The 15,003-nt window shown below is 63.0% G+C and carries 19 protein-coding genes; 11 read left to right on the top strand and 8 right to left on the bottom strand.

Going from position 1 to position 15,003, the window contains the following annotated elements; translation table 11 throughout:
- Positions 1 to 33 precede the first annotated feature (33 nt).
- A complete protein-coding gene (locus tag ACZY1F_RS05325) occupies positions 34 to 549 on the bottom strand; it encodes a cupin domain-containing protein (protein ID WP_463940657.1) in 516 nt (171 codons plus the stop codon).
- 120 nt (positions 550 to 669) lie between these two features.
- Between ACZY1F_RS05325 and ACZY1F_RS05320 the strand changes: the two genes are divergently transcribed.
- From ACZY1F_RS05320 to ACZY1F_RS05310, 3 genes are all read left to right on the top strand, one after another.
- On the top strand, positions 670 to 1,245 hold the full coding sequence (locus ACZY1F_RS05320) for a TetR/AcrR family transcriptional regulator (protein WP_463940656.1): 576 nt from the start codon (positions 670 to 672) through the stop codon (positions 1,243 to 1,245).
- Positions 1,246 to 1,376: 131 nt separating this feature from the next.
- Positions 1,377 to 1,904 (top strand): ArsR/SmtB family transcription factor, encoded by a 528-nt coding sequence (locus ACZY1F_RS05315; RefSeq protein WP_463940655.1) that lies wholly within the window; start codon positions 1,377 to 1,379, stop codon positions 1,902 to 1,904.
- The gene (locus ACZY1F_RS05310; RefSeq protein WP_463940654.1) at positions 1,828 to 2,193 is read left to right on the top strand and encodes an SRPBCC domain-containing protein; all 366 of its coding nucleotides are present in this window, start codon (positions 1,828 to 1,830) and stop codon (positions 2,191 to 2,193) included. The genes ACZY1F_RS05315 and ACZY1F_RS05310 overlap by 77 nt, the downstream gene beginning before the upstream one ends.
- 63 nt (positions 2,194 to 2,256) lie before the next feature.
- Here the strand turns inward: ACZY1F_RS05310 and ACZY1F_RS05305 are convergent, their stop codons facing one another.
- Both ACZY1F_RS05305 and ACZY1F_RS05300 read right to left on the bottom strand, forming a co-directional pair.
- On the bottom strand, positions 2,257 to 2,535 hold the full coding sequence (locus tag ACZY1F_RS05305; RefSeq protein ID WP_463940652.1) for a YegP family protein: 279 nt from the start codon (positions 2,533 to 2,535) through the stop codon (positions 2,257 to 2,259).
- 262 nt (positions 2,536 to 2,797) lie between these two features.
- A complete protein-coding gene (locus ACZY1F_RS05300) occupies positions 2,798 to 3,055 on the bottom strand; it encodes a hypothetical protein (protein ID WP_463940651.1) in 258 nt (85 codons plus the stop codon).
- A gap of 266 nt (positions 3,056 to 3,321) precedes the next feature.
- Between ACZY1F_RS05300 and ACZY1F_RS05295 the strand changes: the two genes are divergently transcribed.
- From ACZY1F_RS05295 to ACZY1F_RS05260, 8 genes are all read left to right on the top strand, one after another.
- A complete protein-coding gene (locus tag ACZY1F_RS05295; protein ID WP_463940650.1) occupies positions 3,322 to 3,678 on the top strand; it encodes a hypothetical protein in 357 nt (118 codons plus the stop codon).
- A 96-nt stretch (positions 3,679 to 3,774) separates the two neighbouring features.
- On the top strand, positions 3,775 to 5,361 hold the full coding sequence (locus ACZY1F_RS05290; RefSeq protein WP_463940649.1) for an alkaline phosphatase D family protein: 1,587 nt from the start codon (positions 3,775 to 3,777) through the stop codon (positions 5,359 to 5,361).
- 158 nt (positions 5,362 to 5,519) lie between these two features.
- Positions 5,520 to 5,807, top strand: coding sequence for a hypothetical protein (locus ACZY1F_RS05285; RefSeq protein ID WP_463940648.1), 288 nt, complete (start codon positions 5,520 to 5,522; stop codon positions 5,805 to 5,807).
- 172 nt (positions 5,808 to 5,979) lie between these two features.
- The gene (locus ACZY1F_RS05280; protein WP_463940647.1) at positions 5,980 to 6,552 is read left to right on the top strand and encodes an SRPBCC family protein; all 573 of its coding nucleotides are present in this window, start codon (positions 5,980 to 5,982) and stop codon (positions 6,550 to 6,552) included.
- Positions 6,545 to 6,940 (top strand): hypothetical protein, encoded by a 396-nt coding sequence (locus ACZY1F_RS05275; RefSeq protein ID WP_463940646.1) that lies wholly within the window; start codon positions 6,545 to 6,547, stop codon positions 6,938 to 6,940. The genes ACZY1F_RS05280 and ACZY1F_RS05275 overlap by 8 nt, the downstream gene beginning before the upstream one ends.
- Before the next feature lie 39 nt (positions 6,941 to 6,979).
- On the top strand, positions 6,980 to 8,158 hold the full coding sequence (locus tag ACZY1F_RS05270) for a cation:proton antiporter (protein WP_463940645.1): 1,179 nt from the start codon (positions 6,980 to 6,982) through the stop codon (positions 8,156 to 8,158).
- A 128-nt stretch (positions 8,159 to 8,286) separates the two neighbouring features.
- Positions 8,287 to 8,832, top strand: a complete 546-nt coding sequence (locus tag ACZY1F_RS05265) for a hypothetical protein (protein ID WP_463940644.1) — start codon at positions 8,287 to 8,289, stop codon at positions 8,830 to 8,832.
- Between the two features lie 156 nt (positions 8,833 to 8,988).
- A complete protein-coding gene (locus tag ACZY1F_RS05260; protein ID WP_463940643.1) occupies positions 8,989 to 10,791 on the top strand; it encodes an alpha/beta hydrolase family protein in 1,803 nt (600 codons plus the stop codon).
- A gap of 32 nt (positions 10,792 to 10,823) precedes the next feature.
- Here the strand turns inward: ACZY1F_RS05260 and ACZY1F_RS05255 are convergent, their stop codons facing one another.
- The 5 genes from ACZY1F_RS05255 to ACZY1F_RS05235 form a co-directional block, all read right to left on the bottom strand.
- Positions 10,824 to 11,006, bottom strand: a complete 183-nt coding sequence (locus tag ACZY1F_RS05255; RefSeq protein WP_463940642.1) for a hypothetical protein — start codon at positions 11,004 to 11,006, stop codon at positions 10,824 to 10,826.
- Positions 11,007 to 11,066: 60 nt separating this feature from the next.
- Complete coding sequence (locus ACZY1F_RS05250) at positions 11,067 to 11,330, bottom strand: hypothetical protein (RefSeq protein WP_463940641.1); 264 nt, start codon at positions 11,328 to 11,330, stop codon at positions 11,067 to 11,069.
- A 288-nt stretch (positions 11,331 to 11,618) separates the two neighbouring features.
- Positions 11,619 to 11,948 (bottom strand): hypothetical protein, encoded by a 330-nt coding sequence (locus ACZY1F_RS05245; RefSeq protein WP_463940640.1) that lies wholly within the window; start codon positions 11,946 to 11,948, stop codon positions 11,619 to 11,621.
- Positions 11,945 to 12,283 carry a hypothetical protein gene (locus ACZY1F_RS05240; RefSeq protein ID WP_463940639.1) on the bottom strand — a complete coding sequence of 113 codons (339 nt, stop codon included), beginning with the start codon at positions 12,281 to 12,283 and terminating at the stop codon, positions 11,945 to 11,947. The genes ACZY1F_RS05245 and ACZY1F_RS05240 overlap by 4 nt, the downstream gene beginning before the upstream one ends.
- Positions 12,276 to 14,855, bottom strand: a complete 2,580-nt coding sequence (locus ACZY1F_RS05235) for a DUF4268 domain-containing protein (RefSeq protein ID WP_463940638.1) — start codon at positions 14,853 to 14,855, stop codon at positions 12,276 to 12,278. The genes ACZY1F_RS05240 and ACZY1F_RS05235 overlap by 8 nt, the downstream gene beginning before the upstream one ends.
- Positions 14,856 to 15,003: the final 148 nt, after the last annotated feature.

Below are 15,003 nucleotides of genomic sequence, written 5' to 3'. Positions count from 1 at the left end.
GAACGGGAGCCTGGATGCCCATGGCTCTTCCCGTCAGCCCATCGGCGGAGTCAGCCCGTACCGGGCGATGATGCCCGGCAGCCACGGCGCCTCGCCGAATTGGAGGCCGTACTGGGCCGCCAGTTTGCCGATGGCCTCCGGATCCGGCGGTCCCCCGGCTTCGAGCTGATCGGCCAGCCCCCAGAAGAAGTGTTCGAACCCGGCAGGACTGATCACTTCGATCATGCGCGCGGGAACTTTGCCTGCGTTCCACATGGTGTGCAACTCGCCGCGGGGCTTCGTAATGTAGCCACCAGCGCCCAGCACTGCCTCGCGCTCACCGGAGCGGAATCCGATCTCACCTTCGAGGACAAACGAATACTCATCCTCACGGGTATGCATGTGCGGCGGAACCAATGCCCCTACCGGGAAGGGGTGCTCCACGATGGAGATCTGCTCTTGGGTGTGTTCACCGAACAGTTTGAAGACAACCCCGATACTTCCGAGACTGCCCTGGCGTCCTTCCCCTGGCTGCACGACAGTGAGCCGTGGAGCCCCCGAAGCGCCCATGACAGGCCATCCTTCCTATTTCGCTATACAATGGTGTATATCGAATTATCCAGCCGACCTGGGACCGGTGTCAACACTTTGAGTGAACAGGCTCGTTCAACCAAACCCCGTCATTACAAGATGGACAAACGCGCCGAGCAGGTGGAGACCACCCGCCAGCGGATCGTGGACGCGGCGGTGATCCTGCACGGATCAGTCGGCCCTGCCCGGACCACCATTGCGGGCGTCGCCGAGCAGGCGGGGGTGACGCGCCTGACGGTCTACCGGCATTTCGCCGACGACGAAGCATTGTTCGCTGCCTGCTCCTCGCATTGGCTCTCACAACAGCAACTGCCGGACCCTGCCGCGTGGTCCGGGCTGGCGGACCCGCTGGAGCGCCTGCACGCGGGCCTGGCAGATCTCTACCGGTTCTATCGTGACGGCGAGCCGATGCTCACACGAATCTATGCCGATTTGGCTGCAATTCCGGAGACGCATCGCACAGGACTCGAAATGCGCGATACGTCATTCCGCGACCGGCTCCTGGAGCCGTTCCCGGCGCCATGCAGGAGCGGGCGGCTGCGCGCCGTCGTCGCCCACTCGGTTTCGTTCTGGACCTGGCGTTCCCTCTGCCATGACAACGGACTCTCCAACCGGGACGCCATCCAAGCCATGACGGGCTTGGCAGCAATGACGGCCGGACTCCCCCAGCCGTAGCCCGTTCACTGCGATGGTTGAGCCTGTCGAAACCGCCAAAGCCCGGTGGTTGAGCCGGTCGAAACCCGGCCTGCCGCGCTCTTGATTCACTTAGCCCTTCCGCTTAGCATTCCCGTGTGATACTTTGCCATATGGCTAAGTATCCACAGCTGAATGGCGTCTTTCAGGCGCTTGCTGACCCCACTCGCCGTGCCGTGCTGGGGCGGCTGGGTCAAGGCCCTGCAAGCATCAGCGAACTGGCGAAGCCCTTCGATATGGCGTTGCCCTCGTTCATGAAGCACATCCACTTTCTTGAGGAGAGCGGATGGATCCGGACACGCAAGGAGGGGCGGGTACGCACCTGCGTCATCGAGAAGAAATCGTTCGCCGTGGTCGAGGCATGGCTGTCCGAACAGCGCGACATCTGGGAGGGGCGCTCTGACCGGCTCGAGCACTTCGTCACCACCACCCATAAAAGGAACAGGAACAATGAACTCAGCCACACGCCCGGATCTCGATCTGGCAATTTCGCGAATCATCAGCGCGCCCCGCTCCGTCGTTTGGGGGGCCTGGACGGACAGGGCGAGCTTCGAGCAATGGTGGGTGCCTGCACCTGCCGCCTGCAAGGTCCTGGAAATGGATCTCCGGCCCGGTGGATCATTGCTCACCCAGATCAGTGAGAACGGCGGCGAGTTCACGCCGCATATGAAGGGCTGCTTTCTCGCAATCGATGAACTCGAGCGAATCGTCTTCACGAATTCCCTGGTCGGTGGCTGGCGGCCGGCTGAAGAGCCGTTCATGACCGCGATCATCACGCTGAAGGACCACCCGGAGGGTACCGAATACGTCGCCAACGTGATGCACCGCAACAACGCAGATCGAAACATGCACGAAGAGATGGGCTTCTATGACGGGTGGGGCACCGTCACGCAGCAACTCGCCCAGCTAGCAGAACACCAGGCACACTAGGCCGCGACCGAATTACGGCCGCGACTCGCGAGCACCGAGACTCCTTGGCCGATGTACGGAAGATCATCCCGTCCCGAGCTTGTCCTGGATCCGGGGCCGATCCAAGGTCCTTGGCTGTCGAGTCCGCGGTGTGTGCGGCGTCCGCGTCCTGCCCGGGGTCTGGTCCGAGAGGTCGGCAACCAGGCCCGTGCCCGCACATTCCCGTACGGCATCGATTCCGGCGACGGCTGCTAACTTGTCATCGAATCCGGACGACACAGCCAAAACCAATCCACTGCCGTCGAGGAGCCGGAACCTGAACTGTGATTGCGCATCAACGAATAACTCAAAACGACCAGCCATGGTGTTCCCCCCTGAAGACGGGGAGCACCCCGCCCAACAGCCCTCGGTAAGGGCCTGCGAAACCGCCTGCTGCTGGACGGATCCGGACTGATCGAACGCGCGCTGCGTCGGAAATGGTCCGTCAAAAGAATCGGTGACACTGTGCCGTCACCAGTCCTCATCCAACCATGCGGTTCAGGCTTCAACAAGGGCCACGGGTTGACGGCTTCCCGCGAATCTTCTGCGAATTGCGGTGCACTAGATGGTGCTCAGTGCGGGCTGTTCACGGTTGGATGGAGTCAAAAAACCGGTATTCCGGCGGAGCGGTCCGGGCCTCGTGCGCCTTGGCCTGGATGAAGTCGCGGTCTTCCTGGGAGAGTTCGCTCTCCCCGTGCCGGTCACCCACGTTCGCCCCGCCAGTCTCCTTGCAGATGGTCGCCGTGATAGTCCTTGGCAGGATCAGGCACCCCGGGTTGTCGATGAGCCACTGCTGTGTGGTGTGATCGAGCCGGTCCCATTGGTCCTTGATGTTCATCCCCATGACTGCTGCCTTCCCAAGCGAACGCACGTGTTTAACGGGCCCCGGCATCGAGTCGGTGACCAAGTGTGCGCTCAGCCTACGCGTGCCAGAAAGAGAAGAACAGAGGCCGCCCGGTACGGAACGGCCGCGTACCTGGCCGGGGGTGACGCTGCCGCTGGCCAGCTGATTTGCTTCGCTGCAGACCTGCCGGATCCTGGAGGTTGATTTGTCGAATCAAGTACAGAATTGACCTGATCTAATCGAGGGTCAGGAAGGTAAAATGGACCATGTTGGTCTTCCCAGCCATCGGACTCCTGCTTTGGATTGCCTTCCTTTTTGCCGTTCTGGTCCTAAGCGGCATTGTTTGGGCCGTGTACCAGCTGGCGCTCGGGATCCTGAGCCTCATAGAGCGGCCCAGCCAGGCGAAAGTTGCCGGCGTCAGGCGGGAGTCACCCCGGGTCCAACGCCTCGTCCCGGGCCCGGCTCGGCCCCCGGCAGCACCCCCGGTTCGAGATCGGGCACCAGCACAAGCCCCAGCCTCGCCCGACATCTGGCCCAAATGGACTCCTGCCCACAGGCGCTACGTCGATGAGGAGTTGGCCCTCTGGCAGGAGCAGTTCGACGCACTGAACTCCCGCAGGTAGAAAACTCCTCCAAATCGACAGGTCTTGTCACGCAGTTAACCACCCATTCATACCGCTCTCACAACCTGTCCAACCGGCCGCAATACGGTCGAAGCCATGGACAACATTTCACGCAGATCCCTCCTTTCCGCCGGCCTCGGGGCCGGGCTCGTCGCCGCCTGGCCGGGTGCCGCCGTCGCCGTTTCAACAGCGGACGACGCCGGCCTCCGCACCGATCCGTTCCTGCTGGGCATCGCCTCCGGCGAGCCGTGGCCGGACGGGTTCGTGATCTGGACCCGGCTGGCACTGGACCCGATCGCCGAAGACGGGCTGGGCGGCATGCCCTCCCGCAACGTCGCGGTGGCATGGGAAGTGGCTGAAGACGCCGGTATGCGCAAAGTAGTAGCCCGCGGCGTCGAGCATGCCCGGATCGAAACCGCCCACTCGGTGCACGTGGAGCTGAACGGTCTGCGGCCGGGGCGTGAATACTTCTACCGGTTCCGCACGGGCAAGCACGTCAGCGTAGTGGGCCGCACCCTCACCAGCCCGGCACCGCACGAGACGCCGGCGGCGCTGGCCATGGCCTTCGCCAGCTGCTCGCAGTACGAGCACGGCTACTTCACCGCCTACTCTCGGCTGGCCCAGGACCACCCGGACCTGGTCCTGCACCTGGGCGACTACATGTACGAGTACAAGAAGGGCGGCTACGTGATCGGCGGCGGCAACCCGCGCGACCACCAGGGCCCGGAGACCTCCAGCCTGGCCGGATACCGGCAGCGGCACGCGCAGTACAAGTCCGACGCCGATCTGCAGGCCGCGCACGCGATCGCGCCGTGGCTGGTGGTGTGGGATGACCACGAGGTGGACAACAACTGGGCGGACGAGGTCCCGGAAAACCAGGACGCCGCGCAGCTCAACGACACCACCGAGCGTTTCCGGCAGCGCCGCACCGCCGCTTTCCAGGCGTATTACGAGAACATGCCGCTGCGGGCCTCATCCGTGCCGGCCGGGTTCGACATGAAGATCTACCGCACCATCCAGTGGGGCCAGCTGGCCAACTTCCACATGATGGACACCCGGCAGTACCGCGACGACCAGCTCGCCGGCGACGGCTGGCGGAAAAACGTGGCCGAGCGCCTCGCGGAGGACCGGACCATTACCGGCGCCGAGCAGGAGAAGTGGCTGCTGGACGGCTTCAAGAACTCCACCCAGCGCTGGGACATCCTGGGCCAGCAGGTGTTCTTCGCCGAGCGGGACAGGGATAAGGCGCCGGAGATCGACGACGTCTCCATGGACGGGTGGGACGGCTACGCCGCCTCACGCCGCCGCATCACCCAGGGCTGGGTGGACGCGAACGTCCGCAACGCCGTGGTCCTCACCGGCGACGTGCACCGCAACTGGGCCAACGACCTCAAGGTGGACTACAAGGACCCCGCCTCCCCCGTGGTCGGCTCCGAACTGGTCTGCACGTCCATCACCTCCACGGGTGACGGCACCGGCTCCACCACGGACCCCACCATGGCCTGGAACCCGCACCTGAAGTTCTACAACGACTCACGCGGCTACGTGAACACAAAAATCACCAAGGACGCGATGACCGCGGACTTCCGGATCCTGGATTACGTCACGACGCCGGGCTCCCCCGTCAGCACGAAGGCCACCTTCGCGATCCAGGACGGCGTGCCGGGCCTCGTCGGTGGTTGAGCCTGTCCGTCGGTGGTTGAGCCTGTCGAAACCTCGGCGGACACGGCCGCGTCGGTTGGTTAGACCTCCGGCTCCCCGGGGTACGAGGAGCTAGGGTCAACCAAATGAGACTCGCATCTTGGAAGTCTCCTTACTTGGGGGTATCAGTAGTGAACATCATGAAGAAGACTGGGTTGGTCCTCGCCACCGCGATGGCTCTAGCAACGGTGGGCGTGGCCACTGGACCTGCGCCGTCGGCGTCAGCGGCCGACTGCTGGTCCGGTTCCATCTGCCACCAGGAGGTTGGCGGCCCGTACCCGAACAGCCTGGAGAACTGCAAGAACGATCACTGGGCCCGGTACGTCAGGGCCCAGAATCTCTGGCCAAACAAGTCGATCAGTGCCAGCGGCTGTTACAGAACCAACGTGAACTGGGGCTGGAACTATGTCATCACGGTGTGGAATTGACCTGAGAACCACTAGCTAGCCGGAGAACCCCAGCGCTGGGGGCGGACGACGGCGGGCGCGTGCCCGCCGTCGTCTGCCCACGTTCCCGAGGGGTTTGTTGCGCCCATGGCCACGCGCGGCGCAGGTGTGACAGCATGAGTCCACTATCCATCCGCGCCGTGGAAAGGCAGCAATGGGCGGCAATTCCAAGAGCAGCACTGACTACGAATTCTTGACCGTCTGGCGCGTTGCGGGGACCGCTCGTGAAGTCGTGGATGTTTTGGGCGATGCCGGGAGGTTGGCCCGTTGGTGGCCCTCGGTGTATTTGAGCGTCGTACCAGTGGATCCGGGGTATCCGGACGGCACGGGAAAGGCATTCTCCCTACATACCAAGGGTTGGCTGCCGTACACCCTGCGCTGGAGGCTCACGGTCACCGAGCCCGTTACGGAGCAAGGCTTCGCAATCTCAGCGCAGGGTGACTTGAACGGTACCGGGCGCTGGACGTTCGAACAGGACGGGCCGGAGACCGTGATCACGTACCACTGGCAGGTCAGCCCGTCGAAGCCGCTGATCCGGCGGCTGAGCTGGCTGCTCAAGCCCGCCTTTTCCGCGAACCACGTTTGGGCGATGGCCCGCGGTCAGGAAGCTCTCGCCCTTGAATTACGGCGACGGCGCCCTGGTGCGGACCTCTCCACGATCCCCCGGCCGGCGCCGCCCACGTTTGCGGCCCGCTACCGCTGGCCAAGGAATACGACACATGCCTGACGAAAAGAAGGCCGAGGTCCGTTGGTTGCCGCAGCCGGAGGAGCAGGATTATCCGGGCGCGGCGGACTATCTGTCCCTACTTGAATCCGACGACGTCGTTGCCACCATTGTTGCGTCTCTCACGGTCGCCCCCATCCGGCATCGCAAGGCAAAGGACATTCTGCGGGCCGCGGGGCTGGTGCTGCTCCCTGAGGACAACGCCCACGTGGCATCGGACCTGAAGAAGATCAGGGAAGGCAAGAAGCTCTCGCCTATCCTGATGGTCAGAGGTGACTTGGCCAGGGGGATTCCCGCCCAGGTGGCCGATGGCTACCACCGGGTGTGCGCAAGCTACTACACGGACGAAAACACCGATATTCCGCTCAAACTGGCTGACGCGCCCCGCTAACCAGCGCAAACGAACCGCAACGCCGGTAGAAGGAGGGACGTGTCGTTCTTTCAGCTTTCGCTGATCGCCGCGGTGGCGCTCCTCGGTCCGCTGCTGGCGCTGTCCCAGAAATGGCACGTTCCCGTGGTGCTGGGGCAGTTGCTGGCTGGTATCGCCATCGGGCGCACGGGTCTGGGACTGGTGGACTCCTCGGATCCCACGTTCACCTTTGTGGCCGACGTCGGGTTCGCCCTCGTTATGTTCGTCGCCGGGACGCATGTCCCCGTGCGGGACCAGGCCATCCGCCCCGCACTGGGTGGTGGCGCCCTGCGTGCCGGCATCGCCGCAGTGCTCGCGGCCGCCGTCGGAGTCGTCATTGCCTTTGCCTTTGGCACCGGACATGCTCCCCTTTACATCGTTCTGCTCGCTTCCTCATCGGCAGCCTTGGTCCTGCCGATCATCGATTCGCTGCGGCTGACGGGACCAAAGGTCCTGACGACGACGGCGCAAGTGGCGGTAGCCGACATCGCCTGCATTGTGGCGCTTCCGCTTGCTGTGGACCCGCCCAATGCGCCGAGGGCAGCCGTCGGGGCTGCCGTGGTCGCGGTGTGCGCTGCGGTCCTGTTCTTTGTCCTTCGCTGGCTGGAGCGCAGCGGCACGCGCGGACGGATGCATGACGTGTCCGAGGACCGGAAGTTCGCCCTGGAACTCAGGATCCAGCTTGCCTTGCTCTTCGCGCTCTCCGGGCTGGCCGTCGCGGGCCACGTGTCCATCATGCTGGCCGGGTTCTCCTTCGGCCTGGTGGTCGCAGCGGTGGGAGAACCCCGGCGGCTGGCTCATCAACTCTTCGCCGTCAGCGATGGCTTCCTAGGGCCGGTGTTCTTCGTCTGGCTGGGCGCATCCCTCGATCTGCGCACCCTCGCGGGAAGCCCCAGCATGATTCTCCTCGGGATTTGCCTGGGGTTTGGAACGCTGCTTGTCCATGGAAGCCTGCGGCTGCTCGGCCAGCCTCTGCCGCTCGCGGTGCTGGCAGCATCCCAGCTGGGCGTGCCGGTTGCCGCCGCCACTATCGGCTCCCAATTGCAGTTGCTGGAACCGGGAGAAGCCGCGGCCATTATCCTCGGGGCCCTCATCAGCATCGGGGCGAGCACCATCGCGGGCTCACGGGCCGCCCGCACGTTTGCGCAGCCCGCGCCGGCCCACAAGCCATCCGGGGGCGGCCCGGCCGTGGCTGCGTAGAGCAAGGACAACCAAGCTGCCGGAGGGGTTGTTGTGCCCATGGCCAGACGCGGCGCAGGTGTGACAGCATTCCTTGTGGGCCGGTCACCGACGCCCGTCATCAGAACTGGGGGAAAATGAACGGCCGAATGAAACCGCCACCGTCGCCCCGCGTCGTGGCAGCTCTTATGCTCCTCGGGGCAACCCTCATGGCCGGCTGCACGGCACCGGCGGAGCCCACAGTGGTGAGAAGCAGCGCCCCGCCGGTCACCGAGGCGCCCGCTCCACTGGCGGAAAGCTTCCCCAAATACGATGCCCTGCGTGCAGAGCTCATTGCTGCACTGGAAGCGAAGATGCCGGACATCAGCTGGACCGTGGACAAGCCAGCCACCCTGGCCAGGCTGAAGGACGGCAGATGCATGCTCTACCCGCAGACCATGAAGAGCAGCGCCGACGTGGTGGAGCCCTCCAACCGGTTCGCTGACATTTTTGCCGCTGGTGATCCCGTTCTAAAGCAGTACGGATTCCCCGCCTTCGATGGAACGGACGCCGTTCCCGGGGGCTGGGTGGTTGCCCGCAGCACGGACGCCGCCGGTGCCACGCTGACCATCGAATCAAAGAGCCCGGCCTCCCTGCGCATCAGCGTCCCGGTGGACTCCCCCACCTGCAACGCGGTCGAGCTCCCACCAAGCTGACGGCGGCATTTCGTCACCCGAAATGACAACCTTTTACAACTCGGAGACACCGTGGACGGCAGCGGCAAGAATTCGCGAGTTAGTCGCTATTCTTACCAAGAACCCTTGGGCATCCAGCCCTGGACGCCCAAGAGGGCGACGTCGAATGGAGCCTTCTTGTCGAACGAACCGATCTTGCTGTTCCTGCACGGAGTTGGAGACGGCGACCACGATGGCAACTGGAGCGCCGCGCTAGCAGAGAGCCTGGGTCGCCTTGGCTACCCTGTTCTGGACACCGTGCAAGTTATCGCGCCCAAGTACGCGCACGCACTAAGGGGTTCGGACGACAACGAACCATTGCCGGGATTGACGATCAAACAACCTCCCCGCGAGGCCGCCAAGGAGAACCGCCGGGACTTCGAGCGCCAAATCGGTGCCGTCGAGTTCAGACTGGGACGTCATGATCGGGGTGACGGCTGGGTGGGTGGTGCCGCCGTCGTCAATCTTGCCGTCGGGCTGCCGCCATTCGGCCAGGTAAGCAACTACATGAACAAAACTCAAATTCGCGCCCAAGTCCTGAACCGCATCCTGAAGGCGCTCCCCGAGTCTGGGCGGCTCGTGATCGTCGGCCATAGCCTCGGCTCCGTGATCGCCGCTGACCTAGTGCGTCGGTTGCCGGTTGGCCTCGACGTGGCCGGCATGGTGACCATCGGAAGCCCCCTGGCGAACGGAAACTTCGACGTCGAAAGACTGCGGGAGTCGCTGAAGGAGCCGCCGACCAACCTGGCCTGGTGGGTAAACTTTTGGAACGTCCACGACCCTGTGGCGGCCCACCGTGGCGTCTCCTCTGTCTTCCCTTGGATGATCGATTTTCGTATTCAGACGAAACTAAGCCCCCGCGTCCACGATGCGGTTGAGTATCTCAACGATGGGAGCGTGGCTGCGGCCATCGGCTTCGCGCTGTTCGGGTCCAAATCGAAGGAACTCGCGGGCATTGACAAGGGTTTCGACATCGAATTGGATTTCCCGGAGCGACTCGCCCTTACGGCACTGAGGTACGCGTACCTCATGAAAATGAGACTGGAAGGCGACCAGCAGGACCGTTTCGCCGGGGCGCTTCGACAAGTGCAAGCGGCCGTTGTCGACGACATCAGAACACGGAATGCCGCTGAGGACATACGGATGCCGTCAGCGATTGCACGCCTCGAATTCGACCTCGCCGATCCACACGCAACTGTGCCCGAGCCACTCCCGAGCAGCCATATGGCGAAGGACGACGCCGTTGTACTGCTAACGGTCCTCGCGGCAGAGAACGTCATTCGACCTTTCGAGATCTCGATCTCGAAAGACAAATGGCAAGAGGCAATGAAAGACCTCACCGCCGAGATGGGATTGGGAAGCCAGTATGGCGCCGATGTATTCATGGCCGCCAAACATGCGCAGGAGGCACTGAGCGGTGGCCCCGGAGTGAACTGGATCAAGTGGGGTGCATTGGGTGCCGGCGCCGCCGCGATCGTCGTTGCGACCGGCGGTTTGGCACTTGCTGCTGGTGCCGGTCTTGCCGGAGCCGCAGTGATCACCAGCGCACTGGCGGCCTTTGGGCCAGGCGGTATGATCGGGGGCCTGATAACGGCGGGCACACTCGTCACTGCAGGGGGCGGTGGCATCGCGTTCAGTCTTGCCAGTCCTGGAACCACCGCGGAAACCCTCGAAGCGGTTGTTGAACGCCGGCTGGCCGCGGCAATTCTGCGGCAAAAGCAACGCCTCGAACCGGATCCGGCCCTGTGGAGCGTCCTCGTTGAGATCGAAATGGAGGTGCGGCGTGAGCACGAGCGGCTCGACGAGTTCTCCGATGAATCGGCCACGGCGCTTAAGGAATTGAAACGGAAGATCGAAGCCATCGAGCGCGCGCTGAAGTATCTGACGGACAACGGCCTCGAACCAGTCGTCCCTTCCGGCAGCCCAGACGAGATGGACTAAGCCTGCCGGAATCAACCATCAGGGGTGGAGATTCAGCGATTACGAGGGACGTTGAGGCGAACGTCGGCGGCCTGGACTTCATCGAGCACCCACCGCTGGTACTTGGTGTGGTCCGGGTATTTCCTGCGTAGATAATCCCGGACGACCTTCCCCGGTCGTTGCTCGTTGGTATACCCGAGTTCTCGAGCGAGTTGGGCAGGTTCGTAGGTAGTCACGAATCTGAGTGTAGGCCCTGGCGGAGCCACGCCAGGCGACCACATATCGGGCGGCGCTTTCTAGGGAACGCCGGCCGCCAATTCCGCCGCTGCCAGGGTCTGCGAAAAGCTGTCGACCGCCAGCTTATAGTCGGCCGCATTACCTGTGGTTCGCTCGTGATCGGCGGGGCGCAATGCCCTGATCATGGCCGGGCTCGACGGTAAAGAGACATCAGACATAGCGGGAAAATCGAACTGCAACTGAGGGTCCATCTCGTAGCTGAGCCATCGCCGTTTCAGCAGATCGTGACGGTCGGCGGTCCCTTTGTATTTCTTTACCTCCACGAGGGACAGATGTGCTAACTAACCGGCGTCAGCGCCTGCGGCCAGGGACACCGTCCGGACTGCCTCAGTTTGGCGGCCAAGAGCCGGCACATATGTACCGGCTCTCCGCCCTCGTAACGCTTTCGTGTGAGGAGTCTTGGGACTTAGTTCCGGACGGACACCCTGTGGAGTTGATTATCCCTCAAGCCGAGCCTAAGCGGTTAGGTGGTCCGCACCCGCCGTGCAGGCGTCAACATGGCCGCCCTGGAGAACGATGCGACGGCGCCGCGGCGCTTCGCACCCAACGGGTCAGTAGAAGTCGGCTGCTGTAGGGGGAGGTTTGCGGGCACTGCTTAGCGGTTTGTCTCCGGGATAGGGCAGGCCGAAGGCAAGGCAAAAGAAGGCAGCCTTGAGGTCGGCATTACGGAAGTGGCTGACGAGAGCCTTGTGAGACTCGGCTCCGATTCGGGGGTGTCGCTTGATATCGTCTACCGCGCCCTTCAAGTAGTTTTCGGCCCGTGAGAGCCTGTCTTTACTCTCCCCGTATGTTTCATGGAGGGCCCGCCTCGCGTCGTTGGCGCCGTAGTTGGCCTGCGTCTTGCGGACGCGGTCGGTGACGGATTTGATGTAGTCCGTCACCGGGGCGTCCTCGCCTCCTGTGCCGAGCCCCCGCGGCGGGAGCGGGCGACGGCGGCCTCGTCTTCAGCGATGATCTCCCCGCACGCCTCGCGCTGGTGGAGGCGGGATTCGGCGCGCGGCTGGGGCGGACGGCCGACGCCTAGCTTCCTCGACGTGCCGGTGCTCGACGAGTGGAGTGGAACTACCCGCGGCACAGCCGCGGCGTCACCGAGGTCCCGGGTCTCTACGCCGCGGGCCTCCCCTGTCACGAAGCACCTGTCCGCCACGCTGTCCGTGGTGGGCGAGGATGCGGAGTTCGTGGCGGGGCACATCGCAGCCCGGGGAGCTTTAAGCAATCGGCGACCCCAAGTGGATGTTCTCTTGGGATCGCAACCGTCGAAGGTACTTCGACAAGACCCCCGCGAGCCTGTCGCCCGTAGTCACGAGCCACTCGACGAGTTCTTGCGACTGAGCCTCGTCTAGGAAATCACCGGGACGACTGATAACGAGTTTGGATGCCTTGCGGTCGGGCTTGTCATCCCACTCGAGGACCAAACCGAGGTCTGCCTCGATGGCGTCGCGCTCGGCCAACAACTTCGCATAAAGCTCTTTGTCGTGGTTGATCCAGAAGAGTGCGGTGACCGTCTTCTTCTGGGAGTTGGCCTGAAGGGAGATCAAGCCACGTGAGTCTCCTATGCTGACGTCATACCAGTGTTGTGGAAAGGGCTTGCGCCAAGTTTCAATGTTGGTCGCGTTTGCAGTGCCGTGGTCCCTGACCCTCTCGAAGAATTCAAGCTGAGCGTCCTTCAGAGATGTCCGGCTGCCGGCTTTGGCTTGGGGTTTGACCTTCTTGCGGCGTGCGGAGATCGCGTCCTCGTCTACGTCCAGGCCGGCGGCCTCCGCGAGTTCTTCTGCACGCATGAACTGCTCAGGATCCGCATGGTCCTGTGCATCAAATCGGAGGCCCTCCGCCTCAAGGACCAGGCGTGGGTCATCGTTGCGGCCGGGTTCGGTCCAGCGGAAACCGGGCGAGATCGTCCCCCCACTCTGCAAGACCCGCCAGGCGTTGGCCACTGGGTAGTTCGCGATAATCGTGGCCAGCGGCTGGGCCCAGGTGCCGGCCACGATCGCGACGTCGCCGTAAGATGTCCAGCGCCCGGCCGGAATCTCCGCGATGATGGCAGCAACTTGGCTGCGCAGCGCTGACGGCTCGTCGCCGTCAGCGCTGATGCCCTCGTCTGGCCCCGGCCACAGTTCAATGATTTTTTCAGCTAATTCGGCGCTGCGGGTATTGATCTCGTCGACGCCCCATGTGGAGTGCTCGGCGATTGCTTGGTTCATCGATACGCCGCTCTTAGCTAGCATCTCTCGCTTCTCTTCGAACGGCTTATTGCTGAGCTCGCTGTTGTACCCGCTCAGGGTGAGGTTGCCGAGCGTATGCACGACCCGCTCGTGTTCGTAGTCGATGTCCGCGTCGGCGCTGAAAGCCGTTGCGAAAGTCTTGCGTACGGACTCGGTCATCGTCTGTGGCAACACATGCTCTATCGTCAGATGCCGTGGGTCGAGGTCGACGATCTCCTTAGGGCGGTACGCCTCTTCTAGCCACTGCAGGATCAGCTTTTTTTGCGGTCCGCGGCCCTGCCAGTAGAACGCGATCGTGTTGACAGCGTCGCGTACCTGGAGGTCCGTCGCGAAGTGTTTGCGACCGCGGGATAGGTAGTCGCGCAGCGCGACGTCGATGCGCTCCGCATCACTGATCGCACCCACAGCCTGCAGAAGCGTTCGGTTCAAATTTGCTGTGGCACGCCCTATCACGATGCGTCGCACGAAGTACGATTCCAGGTACGTCAGCGCGCGCACAACTTCATCGTCAGCAACGGTGCCGGAAGCACGTCGAGCAAGGATCTGCATCACCACCGGATATGCTGTCGTCGAGCCCCAAGCTCTGATTCTGGTAAGGCGACGGCGAATCTCAGGGTGCTTCTCCTCCGCAGGTTTGAGAATCGTCGCGAGCACGTCGCCCAGGTTGGCGATGCGGAACACCTCATCCTCGACCTCGTCGGTGGTCTTTAGTTTCTCGAGCCGGTGTTGCTGTCCAACGTAGGTGTCCGACTGCTTCGCCCGTTCGTCGCGCTGAGCGAGGTCGAGCCAGAACAGCAGCTCGAGATTCTCAGAGTCAAGTTTCCTCTCTAGCGGAAGCCAAATGTTTTCGTAGACCATCTCTGCCCGGTCTCCGAGCCGCATGAACAAGTAGTTCTTAAGCAGGTCACTCTGTGTCAGGCGAAGGCCGGTGTTGTTCAGCGACTCGAAGATGCGGTGTGCGTTGTCGGAGGGCTCCGCCGTCACAACCACGAGCGCAAGACCGCGTACGATGGCGGCTTCGAGCAGCTCCAGGTCATGTGGATCGTCCGGGTCACCAGCCGCAGCGATCTTCGAGCGGAAGAACCGATACGCGTTGCCAATGGCATCCTCCCCGCCAGCCTGCGGCGCACGATTCAGCACCGCCTTGTAGGCAAGCCGATCCGACTGGGTCGGCATGACTTTAAGCGGTTTGCCACTGTCGAACACATTGATCAAGTACTGGGCGTCAATGCCACTCGCCCGCTCGGTATGCCCAGTCTCGATCAAGTGGTCACGGAGCGCAGCCAGAAGGAGAGTAAGCGTGGTCAGGCGCTGCTGGCCGTCCACAACGAGGAACTTGTTGACGCCGATGGCGCCGAAGTCCGGGCTGCTCGCCAGTACGAGGGAGCCGATGAAGTGCGTCGATTTTGGGTCCTCACCAAGAGTGCGCTCCAGCTCGACGACGTCCGACCACAGCTGGTCGAGCTGCTTCTTTCCCCACGAGTACACGCGTTGGTAAAGCGGAATCTGATACTGCTTCTTGCCTTCTAGAACACCCGCAAGCGTCCCGTTCTCCGCCCGAACCACACATGCCTCCTCTGGATCTCAGTGGTGATGGAACCGCCTGCCATCGTTACAGGGTAACCGCGATTCTGGGGTTATCTATGCGGCAGAGGAGTTCGAGGCCCGAGAATTCGCCGGAGACAGGCAGACAGCTGTCCCGGTCCTACATGCC

This window comes from Pseudarthrobacter xylosi (assembly GCF_055412765.1).
This window is presented reverse-complemented; position numbering and strand designations above follow the sequence as displayed.

Excerpts from the sequence above, each read along its gene's own strand:
- ACZY1F_RS05315 (WP_463940655.1), top strand. The coding sequence starts at position 1,377 with ATGGCTAAGTATCCACAGCTGAATGGCGTCTTTCAGGCGCTTGCTGAC.
- ACZY1F_RS05285 (WP_463940648.1), top strand. The coding sequence starts at position 5,520 with ATGAAGAAGACTGGGTTGGTCCTCGCCACCGCGATGGCTCTAGCAACG.
- ACZY1F_RS05280 (WP_463940647.1), top strand. The coding sequence starts at position 5,980 with ATGGGCGGCAATTCCAAGAGCAGCACTGACTACGAATTCTTGACCGTC.
- ACZY1F_RS05300 (WP_463940651.1), bottom strand. The coding sequence starts at position 3,055 with ATGGGGATGAACATCAAGGACCAATGGGACCGGCTCGATCACACCACA.
- ACZY1F_RS05265 (WP_463940644.1), top strand. The coding sequence starts at position 8,287 with ATGAAACCGCCACCGTCGCCCCGCGTCGTGGCAGCTCTTATGCTCCTC.
- ACZY1F_RS05320 (WP_463940656.1), top strand. The coding sequence starts at position 670 with ATGGACAAACGCGCCGAGCAGGTGGAGACCACCCGCCAGCGGATCGTG.
- ACZY1F_RS05275 (WP_463940646.1), top strand. The coding sequence starts at position 6,545 with ATGCCTGACGAAAAGAAGGCCGAGGTCCGTTGGTTGCCGCAGCCGGAG.
- ACZY1F_RS05325 (WP_463940657.1), bottom strand. The coding sequence starts at position 549 with ATGGGCGCTTCGGGGGCTCCACGGCTCACTGTCGTGCAGCCAGGGGAA.
- ACZY1F_RS05290 (WP_463940649.1), top strand. The coding sequence starts at position 3,775 with ATGGACAACATTTCACGCAGATCCCTCCTTTCCGCCGGCCTCGGGGCC.
- ACZY1F_RS05305 (WP_463940652.1), bottom strand. The coding sequence starts at position 2,535 with ATGGCTGGTCGTTTTGAGTTATTCGTTGATGCGCAATCACAGTTCAGG.
- ACZY1F_RS05295 (WP_463940650.1), top strand. The coding sequence starts at position 3,322 with ATGTTGGTCTTCCCAGCCATCGGACTCCTGCTTTGGATTGCCTTCCTT.